The following is a 10243-nucleotide window of genomic DNA, read 5'->3' on the forward strand; positions in this document are numbered from 1 at the left end:
CTCGGCCGCAACGCGCGCTGGGCGTCGATCGGCAGTGCGGTCGCGGCGGGCCTGATGGGACTGACCGGCGAATACTTCTCCGCGCGCGCGGTGTTCTGGCTGACCGCCGTGCTGGCGCTGCCCGCGCTGTTCGCGCTCGCGATGATCCAGCCGACACACCAGGTGATTCCGCAGTCGTCGAAGCCTGACGAGCTCGACGAAGCCGGCGAGCGCGAAACGCTGCTCGAACTGCTGCGCGACCGCCGGATGCTGATCTTCGCGGCCTGCGTCGTGCTGTTCCATCTGTCGAACGCCGCGATGCTGAACCTCGCGGCCGGCGAAGTGACGGCCGGGATGGGCGAGAACGTGCAGCTCGTGATCGCCGCGTGCATCATCGTGCCGCAGGCGATCGTCGCGATGCTGTCGCCGTGGGTCGGCCGCTCCGCGCAGCGCTGGGGGCGCCGGCCGATCCTGCTGCTCGGCTTCTCCGCGCTGCCGGTGCGCGCACTGCTGTTCGCCGGCGTCAGCAGCCCGTACCTGCTCGTGCCGGTGCAGATGCTCGACGGCATCAGCGCGGCCGTGTTCGGCGTGATGCTGCCGCTGATCGCGGCCGACGTCGCGGGCGGCAAGGGCCGCTACAACCTGTGTATCGGGTTGTTCGGGCTCGCGGCCGGGATCGGCGCGACGCTCAGCACGGCCGTGGCCGGCTACGTCGCCGACCACTTCGGCAACGCGGTCAGTTTCTTCGGGCTCGCGGCCGCCGGCGCGCTCGCGGTGCTGCTGGTCTGGCTCGTGATGCCCGAAACGCGCGTCGAGAACGGCGATGCGACGGCCGACGAACCGGCGGCCGCGTCGCCCGAACAGGCGCATTGACGGCGGCGCGCCGCCCGCTACCCGCTTCTTGGCCGATGCACGATGGATACGATCAGGACACTCAACGAAGCCCGCCAGCAGATCCAGCAGTCGATCTTCGATCTGTTCAAGGGGTTGTCATTCAGCGAACGGCTCGCGCAAGGCGGCCTGATGGCGCTGCAGGCCGTCTGCGGCGCGTGCCTCGCGTATGCGATCGGCCGCGCGATGCATAGCGAGCAGGCCGTGTGGGCGGCGATCACCGCGATCGCCGTCACGCAGCACAACTACTCGGACACGATGTCGCTGTCGCGCGACCAGTTCATCGGCGCGATGGTCGGCGGCCTCCTCGGCTTCGCCGGCGCGGCGCTGGGCGGCGATCGCCTCGTCGCGTATGCGATCACGGTCGCGGTCGTGATCGTCTGCTGCTGGTGCCTGAACATCGGCAGCGCCGCGCGGCTCGGCGGCGTGACCGCGACGATCGTGCTGCTGTTTCCGGGCAACGGCCCGCTGTGGGACGTTCCGCTGATCCGGTTCGGCGAAGTGACGCTCGGCACGGTGTGCGCGCTGGGTGTGTGCTGGGTGATGTCGAGAATCGAGCGGCGCTGGTTCCGCCGCGCGGCGGCAAAGTGACGCGGCGCCGGGCGACGCGCCCGGCAGCAGGATGAACGTTCGGAAAGCGGCGTGACGGTGATGGACCGGGTAACGGACCGCGCGACGGACCCGGTTACGGACCGACCCGCAGCACGATGCCCGAGCCGATCTGCACGAGCAGGTAGTCGCCGCCGACGCCGACCCAGTGATAGCCGCGCGGCGGCGGACTCAGGCGGTAGCCGCGCCAGTCGTCGACCACGTACTGGCGATCGCGGAATTCGTCCGGCAGCCGGTCGCCCTTGTGCCAGTCGCGGCGCGGCTGGTCGGCCCAGCGCGGCGGTACGTCGTCGTCGCGATGCTTCGCCTGCCCGGGCGGCACGTGTTTCGGGCCATGGCCGCGCTGCATGCCGTGGCCGCCGCGGTCATCGTGATTGTCGTGGTTGCCGTGATCCTGCGCCATCGCCGCGGTGGCGGCGCAGCCGGCCGCGATCCATGCGGCCAGCATCATGCCGTGCATCCTCTTCATTGTCCTTCCCTCCGTGGTATCACGTCGAACAAGAAACGACCGGGACTGCCCGATGAAGACTAGCACACGGCATCGCGGCCGCATGATCGCGCGTCACGCCGCCTGCTGCTGGTACTGGATCCGGTGCAGGTGCGCGTAAAGGCCGCCGTGGCGCAGCAGTTCGTCGTGGCTGCCCTCCTCGACGATCTTGCCGGCCTCGAGCACGAGGATGCGATCCGCACGCTCGATCGTCGACAGCCGGTGCGCGATCACCAGCGTCGTGCGGCCTTCCATCAGCCGCTCGAGCGCGGCCTGCACGTGGCGCTCCGACTCCGAATCGAGCGCCGACGTCGCTTCGTCGAGGATCAGGATCGGCGCGTCCTTGTAGATCGCGCGCGCAATCGCGAGCCGCTGGCGCTGGCCGCCGGACAACCGCATCCCGTTGCCGCCGACCAGCGTATCGAGCCCGTCGGGCATCGCGGCGACCGCATCGGCGAGGTTCGCGGCCTCGAGCGCGGCCTGCACGCGTGCGCGGTCGGGCGTCTGCCCGTAGGCGACGTTCGCGGCGATCGTGTCGTTAAACAGCACGACGTCCTGGCTGACCATCGCCATCTGGCTGCGCAGCGCGTGGAGATCGTAGTCGGACACCGGCACGCCGTCGACCAGGATCGTGCCGTCCGTCGGGTCGAAGAAGCGCGGCAGCAGGTTCACGAGCGTCGTCTTGCCGCTCCCGGACGGGCCGGCCAGCGCGATCATTTCACCCGGCGCGACCTTGAACGAGATACGGTCGAGCGTCGGCCGTTCGGCCGCGCCGTAGTCGAACGACACGGCGCGGAACTCGATCTCGCCGCGCGCCTGCGACAGCGGCCGCCCGCCGCCCTGCGGCTCGGCCGGCTCGTCGATCAGCCCGAAGATCAGCTCGGCGGCCGTCATCCCGCGCTGCAGCGGCTGGTTGACGTCGATCAGGTGCTTGAGCGGCGAGATCACCAGCAGCATCGACGTGACGAACGCGACGAAACCGCCGACCGTCGTCTGGTCGTTCGACGACTGCACGACCGCGATCGTGATCACGACCGCGAGCGCGATCGACGCGAGGAACTGCGTGAGCGGCTGCGCGAGGCCGCCCGAGATCGTCATGCGCATCGCGTAGCCGCGCAGGCGCTTGCTCATCGTCGTGAAGCGGTCCATCTCGTACGCTTCGCCGTTGTGCACCTTGACGACCTTGTAGCCGCCGACCGTCTCCTCGACGATATACGACAGCTCGTTGGTCAGCGTCTGGTGCTCGCGGTTCAGGCGGCGCAGCCGGCGGTTGATCTTGCTGACGAGCCAGCCGATGCCCGGCAGGATCACCGCGACGATCAGCGTGAGCCGCCAGTTCAGGTAGAACAGGTAGCCGAGCAGGAAGATCACCGTCAGCGAATCGCGCACGAGCGTGACCATCACGCCCGTCAGCACCGACAGGATCTGGTTGACCTCGAACACGATCGCGTTGATCACCGTGCTCGCGGTTTCGCGCTGGAAGAACGACGCGCCGGTATGGATCATCCGCTGGAACATCTCGAGCCGCAGCTGCAGCAGGATGCGGTTCGATACGTAGTTGAGCAGGTAATTCGATGTGTACTGCGACACGCCGCGCACCAGCGCGAGCCCGATCACCGCGATCGGCACGTACCATTTCGCGCTGTCGCTGCCGTGCGAGCCGAAGCCGTGGTCGAGCAGCGGCTTGAGCAGGGCCGGGATACCGGCCTCGGTGGCCGCGACGACGCCCATCGTCACCACGGCGAGCACCACGATGCCGATGAGCGGCCGGATGTACGGCCACAGGCGCTTGAGGACCGTCATCGGCGAGGTGCCGGTGCCGTCCATCGGTTTGCGAAGAGTGTTCTGGGTTTCCAAGGCAATCCTTCTTGAGCCGCGATGCGGCGCCCGGCACGTGGCCGCCCGGGTGTGCGCCCTGTCGGGCGGGTGCCGAAAAGGGCTCAACATTATAGCTGTACCGCCCTCGCCGGCACGGCCGTTGTGAGGCGGCCGCCGGCCGGGCCGCAGGTATACTGCCGCTCACCGTTTTCTCCGCCTTTCCGACGATTTCATGGCTGAACCCACCCTCGGCGTCGCCCTCATCGCCCTCAACGCATCCGCGCGACTCGCGCAGTGTCTCGATGCGCTGTCGTTCGCCGACGATGTCGTCGTCGTCGACGGCGGCAGCACCGACGATACCGTCGCGATCGCGCAGGCGCACGGCGCACGCGTGATCGTCGAGCGCGACTGGCCGGGCTTCGGCCCGCAGAAGAACCGCGCGCTCGACGCGCTCGGCACCGACTGGATCCTCTCGCTCGATACCGACGAAATCGTCACGCCGGAACTCGCGCGCTCGATCCGCGACGCGATCCGCGCGCCGGCCGCGCAGGTCTATGCGCTCGACCGGCTGTCGAGCTTCTGCGGCCAGTGGATCCATCACAGCGGCTGGTATCCAGACTGGGTGCCGCGGCTGTTCCAGCGCGGCACCGCGCGGTTCTCGGACGACCTCGTGCACGAGCGCCTCGTGTTCGATACCGCCGCGCAGCGCCTGGCCGGCAAGCTGATGCACTACTCGTACGAGGATTTCGAAACGGTCGTGCGCAAGCTCGACGCCTATTCGACGGCCGGCGCACGCCAGCGCCGCGCGGCCGGTCAGCGCGGCGGCTTCGGCAAGGCGCTCGGCCGCGGCGCGTGGGCGTTCGTGCGCACTTACGTGCTGCGGCGCGGGTTCCTCGACGGTCGCGCGGGCTTCATGATCGCGGTGTTCAACGCGGAAACCGTGTACTACCGGTTCCTGAAGCTCGGTCACGAACCGGTACGCTAGAGCCTGTTCACGCTAATAACGGGCTTGCGAACGTGCCCAGGCGAGCGCCCGGCGCACGGCCGGCCCGGCGTTACAATGCCGGGTTGCGCGCACCGCCCATGCCCGCCCGAGCGGCTGCGCCGCGCGCCGCCCGCCACGACGACCACCGAATTCCGACCACCATGTTCTCCATCATCATTCCGACCTGGAACAACCTGCCGTACCTCAAGCTCGTCGTCGACAGCCTGCGCCGGCACTCCGCGTACGACCACCAGATCATCGTGCACGTGAACGACGGCTCGGACGGCACGCTCGACTGGGTGCGCAACGAAGGGATCGAGCACACCGCGTCGCCGGCCAACATCGGCATCTGCCATGCGGTCAACCTGGCCGCCGCGCGGGCCACGCGCGACTACGTCGTCTACATGAACGACGACATGTTCTGCTGCCCGGGCTGGGACACGGCGCTCGTGCGCCGCATCGAACAGATGCCGACCGACCTGTTCATGCTGTCGGGCACGATGATCGAGCCGGTCGATACGCGCAATCCGTGCGTGGTCGTCAGCAATTTCGGCCGCGACGCCGAGCAATTCGACGCGGCCGGCCTGGTCGCCGCGACCCCGAAGCTGGCACGCCCGGACTGGCTCGGCTCGACCTGGCCGCCGACGCTCGTGCACCGCGACTGGTGGAACCGCATCGGCGGCTACAGCAGCGAGCTGTCGCCGGGCATGAGCAGCGACAACGACTTCTCGATGAAATTCTGGGACGCCGGGTGCCGGATCTTCATCGGCGTCGGCGACAGCCTCGTGTACCACTTCCAGCAGAAGAGCACCGGCAAGATCGTCAAGAACGACGGCCGCCGCCAGTTCCTGAACAAATGGGGCATGACCCAGGCGACGTTCGATCGCTACTACCTGCATCGCGGCGAGCCGGTCGGCACGCAGATCGCGCTCGATACGCCGGCTGTGGAAGGTCGCCTCAAACGCGCGCTGTTGCGCTCGCGGATCAAGCGCGCATTCAGCTGATCCGACCCCGAAAACCGCACGGAAAGCCGTCCTGCTTCGCGTATACTGCGCCGTTCGTCCCGGCTCTCTCGCCGGGATGCGCGACGCGGCACGGTGCACGATGTCCGCGAGCCGCATTCGTCCATACGACAGGTTCCGATGCTTTCGTTTTCCGCTCCCGCCACGCGGCGCCTGACCGCCGCCCGCGCCTTCGCCGTCGCCGCGCTCTGCATGGTGCCCGTCTCGACGGCGCTGACCAACGTGTTCTGCGGGCTGTTCGCCGTGGCGCTCGTGATCTCTCCCGAATTCTGGCGCGACCTGCGCTCGTTCGTCACCGACCCGGCTTCGCTCGCGGCACTGCTGATTCTGGCCGCGCTGGCCGTGAGCGTCACCTATACGGTCGCGCCGCATGACAAGGCGTGGAACTGGGTCGCGAAGTACGACAAGCTGTTGCTGCTGCCGTTCGCCGTGCTCGCGTTCCGTCATTCGAACTGGGCGCCGATCGTGCGGCGCTGCTGGTTCGGCACGCTGTGCGTGATTCTGCTGCTGTCGACCACTAACTACCTCGGGCTGACCGGGATCGGGCCGGCGCATGCGACCCAGTTGCCGCTATCGCGCGCCTGGGTGTTCAAGAACCACATTGCGGCCGGCATGTTCGGCGCGCTGCTCTTCTACCAGGCGGCTGATCTCGCGCTGGCGACCCGCACGCGGCTGTCCCGTGTCGCCTATGCGGGCATCGCCGTGTGGTCGCTCGTCAACGTGTTCGTGATGCTGCAGGGACGCACGGGACAGGTCATCGCGCTGTTGCTGATCCTCGTCGTCGCGATACGTTTCGTGCTGTTGCTGCGCCGGCAGTCCGCACTGCGTGCAGGGCTCGCCGCCGGCACGCTCGTACTGGCGGGCGTCGCGCTCGTGGTGGCGGCATGCACGGTTCACAACGGCCGGCTGACGAAGGTCGTGACGGAAGTGCAGCAATACCGGCAGAGCGATGCGGCCACGTCGACCGGGCTGCGCCTCGAGTGGTACAAGAAGGGGGGCGAACTGTATCGCCAGCGCCCCGTGATCGGTTACGGCGCGGGCGGCCTCGAATCCGAATTCGAGAAGCTCACGGCCGGCAAGACGGCCGCCGAAGGCCAGCTCACGTCGAACCCGCACAACGAATATCTGCTGATGGCCGTGCAGCTCGGCACGGTCGGCCTGCTGCTGTTCGTCAACCTGATCGTGCAGATCGCGCGCGGCAGCCGCGCGCTCGATCCGCGCTCGCGACACCTGCTGCTCGCGTGGCTCGCGATCTTCGCGATCGGCAGTCTCGCGAATTCGCTGCTGCTGGATTTCGCCGAAGGGCACCTGATCGTGCTGCTGGCCGGCATCCTGCTCGGTTGCGGCGAACGCAGCGAAGCGCTGCCGCGCGAAACGTCGGCGATCCGGCGCAGCGTGTAACGCACGCCGGCCTACGTTCCGCAGCCCGCCCACCCGGTTCGGCGGCGGCGCACATCCGCCGTCGATGCCGGAGAGCCGCGCGGCGCTCCGCGAAACAAACTCCTGCTGACGAAGAAAGGCGCGCGTCAGTCGGACCCGGCACGACGCAGCCGCGACGTGTCGACGATGACGTCGGCCGGCCCCGGCGGATTCAGCCCCAACATCTCGGCTGCTGCGGCCTTCACGCGCTGCGCATCCAGATGGACGAGACAGTCGCTGCGACTGTCGACGTGACGCTCGCAGCCTTCGTGGCGGCACGGCACGCAATCCCCCTCCCCCTGCAACAGCCACACGTTTCCGTGCCGCCCCGAGCCGCGCAGCGCCCACGGATTCTCGGTCGCAGGCCAGTGCTGCGGCCACGGCCCCCAGCGCACGGGGTCGGACGGCCCGAACAGTGCAATCGTGTCGGTGCCCGTCGCGGCCGCGACGTGCGTCGCGCCGGTGTCGGGCCCGATGAAGAGCCGCGCGCGCCGCACGAGCTCCGCGCTCTCGCCGAACGTCAGGCGGCCGACCAGGTTCAGCACGTCGCCGCCCGCCTCCGTCGCGACCTGCTCCGCATACTCGCGCTCGCGGTCGGCCGGGCCGCCCGACAGCGCGATCGCGAAGCCCTGCTCGCGCAGCCAGCCGATCATTTCGACCCAGCCGTCGAGCCGCCATTGCTTGTAACGGAACATCGGATACGGATGCAGCACGACCAGCGGCTTGCCGGCGCGGATCGCCGGCGACTCGGCGAGCCACGCGTCGAAACGCGCGCGCCGCGCCGGATCATCGCCGATGCCGGGCGCGACGACCTCGGACACCGGCTCGATGCCGAGCACCGGCGCGAGTGCCAGCGTACTAACGACCGTATGGGCAGATTCGTGGTGATTGATCGCGATCCCGTTCAGCATCATCCGCGTCAGCCACGTGACGCGATTCGGGTCGACGAGGCCGACCCGTTTGCGGCCGGCGAACCAGCTATAGAAACGCGGCCGGTCGGAACTCAGCGCCGCGCATGCGAGATCGTAGCGGCGCCACATCGACAGCGCATCGCGTAGCCGCTCGCCCAATCCCGCACGCTGCGCGACCACGATCACGCGCCGCACGTCCGGATTGTGCTCGAGCACGCCCTCGGTGCCGCGAAACACCAGCATGTCGATCTGCGCGTCCGGCCAGCGGGCCTTCAGCGACCGTACGAGCGGGGTCGTCAACAGTACGTCGCCGATACGGCGCGGCGCGGCAACGAGGATGGTTCTGGGCGGACGGGCGGAAGAAAACAGGGCCACGGCGATCGTCTGGCTGGCTGAACAAGGCTGGCAATGTACAGGATTTTGCAGCAGCCGGCGCGGCGTCGCGCGCCGGCGATGGAAGCGGCCACGATGCGGCCCGATCGTGACGTGTCGCGCGGTACGCGAGCGGGCCGTTCGTGCCGCGCTACGAAGCGATCGTCGCGATCGTGGGCGCCGTGGCGGCGGCCGGCTGCACGCGCGCCGCGGCGGCCGGCGCTTCGTCGCGTTGGCCGGCCTGCGACAGCAGGTGGCGCACCGCACGCTCGACCGCATCGACACCGATCGCATCGACGGTCCGACCCGCGCGCAGGATCACGTGCGGCACGCCTATCGGATGCCAGCGCAGGTATTTCTCGGGACGGTCCTCGAACAGGGCGGCCACCGGTACGCCGAGCGCCGACGCAAGATGGACGGGCGCGCTGTCGGCCGAGACGATTGCATCGAGCAGGCTCGCGGCCGCCACGAGATCGGCGACCGACGACGGCGCGACATGCCGCGCATTCACGTCGCGCCATCCCTCGCCCTCGATGGCCTGACCGATGGCCGGATCGCGAAACACGATCACATCCGCGACGGGGGCAAGCCGCTCGCCGAGGTCGCGCCAGCGGTCGGCGGGCCAGCGGCGCTCGACCGCCTTGTTCGACACGAACAGCCCGACGCGCGGCTTCGTGCGCGCGCCGAGCAGGCGATGCCACGCTTCCTGCCGCGCACGATCGGGATGGACCGACAGTTCGAGACCATCGAGATCGGCGCAGCCGAGTTCGGGCACCAAGCGGAAACCCGACAACGCCTCGTGGCACATCGGCCGCTGCGCGACATGCTCGGGCTTGCGATCGTCGAATTCGGTCTCGGCATCGTGCCAGCGGCAATCCTTCGCGCGAAGCTGGCGCGCGAACTGCATGCTGCTGCGATGCATGCCGCCGTTCGGCACGATCACGAGGTCGAACCGCAAGCGGCGCAGGCGGCGCACGAGTCGCAGCCGGTCGAAGAATGCGCGCATCCGCCCGGGACGGTCGTTGCGCTCGCACTGGCGGCTGTACACGTAGGTGTGGATCGTGTGCACGTCCGGGTTTCCGGCCAGCGCGGCCGCGTTGTAGCGGTTCGCGACCACATGTAGCTCCGCGCCCGGCCAGCGCGCCTTCAGCGCGCGGAGAAACGCCGTCGTGCACAGCATGTCGCCCAGAAAATCAATCCGGATCACGAGGATCCGCTGCGTCGGGTTCCCATTGGCCATGGTCATGTGGTGACAATCCGTTTTTATCGTCGCGGCGGGCCGTTCCACGGCATCCTGATCCGCGGGCCTGCCCTGCCGCAGGTCGCCGCACGCCGCATCGATCCGCCCCTGTTTACGCGCGCACTGCCGGCGCCGCTCGCCGTGCGAACCCGCGGCAGGCGCCGCGTTCGGACGGTTAGCGCGGGATTGTATAGCGTCCGGAGGGCAAGCCCAAGCGCCCGATTACCCTTGGACGACGTCAAAACGGCCCGCCGCACCGCACGATGGCGATGCGACGGGCCGCCTATGCGCGACAGCCGTCGAAACAGCGCGCGGTCAGTACGTGATTTCGACGACGCTGCCGTCGAACGCCGCACGCAGCTCCGCCAGCAGCACGTCGCTCGGTTTCACGCGCCACGCGTCGCCCAGACGCATTTCGCCTTGCGCGCGCGCGTTGCTGTAGTGGATCTGGACCGCAAGCCCGTTCGGCAGCGGCGGCGGCGGGCGCCGACCGCCATCGCGGCCGCCGCC

General features: G+C 68.9%; 10 protein-coding genes. 5 read left to right on the forward strand and 5 right to left on the reverse strand.

All coding sequences use genetic code 11. The annotated features are described in order from the left end of the window. On the forward strand, positions 1 to 852 hold an 852-nt coding region (locus H3O04_RS30180; protein ID WP_202589071.1), incomplete at its 5' end, for an MFS transporter. 42 nt (positions 853 to 894) lie between these two features. Continuing rightward, positions 895 to 1461 carry an FUSC family protein gene (locus H3O04_RS30185; protein ID WP_027806451.1) on the forward strand — a complete coding sequence of 189 codons (567 nt, stop codon included), beginning with the start codon at positions 895 to 897 and terminating at the stop codon, positions 1459 to 1461. Between the two features lie 94 nt (positions 1462 to 1555). Here H3O04_RS30185 and H3O04_RS30190 read toward each other — a convergent pair whose 3' ends face one another. Next, on the reverse strand, positions 1556 to 1948 hold the full coding sequence (locus tag H3O04_RS30190) for an RcnB family protein (protein ID WP_175782799.1): 393 nt from the start codon (positions 1946 to 1948) through the stop codon (positions 1556 to 1558). Between the two features lie 93 nt (positions 1949 to 2041). After that, positions 2042 to 3793 carry a lipid A export permease/ATP-binding protein MsbA gene (gene msbA, locus H3O04_RS30195; RefSeq protein ID WP_011694340.1) on the reverse strand — a complete coding sequence of 584 codons (1752 nt, stop codon included), beginning with the start codon at positions 3791 to 3793 and terminating at the stop codon, positions 2042 to 2044. 223 nt (positions 3794 to 4016) lie between these two features. Between msbA and H3O04_RS30200 the strand changes: the two genes are divergently transcribed. From H3O04_RS30200 to H3O04_RS30210, 3 genes are all read left to right on the forward strand, one after another. After that, positions 4017 to 4769: a glycosyltransferase family 2 protein gene (locus H3O04_RS30200; RefSeq protein ID WP_077178096.1), complete on the forward strand. Its 753-nt coding sequence runs from the start codon at positions 4017 to 4019 to the stop codon at positions 4767 to 4769. 161 nt (positions 4770 to 4930) lie between these two features. Further along, complete coding sequence (locus H3O04_RS30205; RefSeq protein ID WP_011545853.1) at positions 4931 to 5773, forward strand: glycosyltransferase family 2 protein; 843 nt, start codon at positions 4931 to 4933, stop codon at positions 5771 to 5773. Positions 5774 to 5911: 138 nt separating this feature from the next. Beyond that, the gene (locus H3O04_RS30210) at positions 5912 to 7192 is read left to right on the forward strand and encodes an O-antigen ligase family protein (RefSeq protein ID WP_077178095.1); all 1281 of its coding nucleotides are present in this window, start codon (positions 5912 to 5914) and stop codon (positions 7190 to 7192) included. Positions 7193 to 7317: 125 nt separating this feature from the next. Here the strand turns inward: H3O04_RS30210 and H3O04_RS30215 are convergent, their stop codons facing one another. The 3 genes from H3O04_RS30215 to H3O04_RS30225 all read right to left on the reverse strand — a co-directional run. Beyond that, complete coding sequence (locus H3O04_RS30215) at positions 7318 to 8496, reverse strand: glycosyltransferase family 9 protein (protein WP_202589072.1); 1179 nt, start codon at positions 8494 to 8496, stop codon at positions 7318 to 7320. 148 nt (positions 8497 to 8644) lie between these two features. Then, a complete protein-coding gene (locus H3O04_RS30220) occupies positions 8645 to 9733 on the reverse strand; it encodes a glycosyltransferase family 9 protein (protein WP_054928033.1) in 1089 nt (362 codons plus the stop codon). Between the two features lie 315 nt (positions 9734 to 10048). Beyond that, the coding region (locus H3O04_RS30225) for a hypothetical protein (RefSeq protein ID WP_202589073.1) at positions 10049 to 10243 on the reverse strand (195 nt) is incomplete at its 5' end.

It is taken from the genome of Burkholderia sp. KCJ3K979 (assembly GCF_016759955.1).
Taxonomy (GTDB): Bacteria; Pseudomonadota; Gammaproteobacteria; order Burkholderiales; family Burkholderiaceae; genus Burkholderia; species Burkholderia orbicola.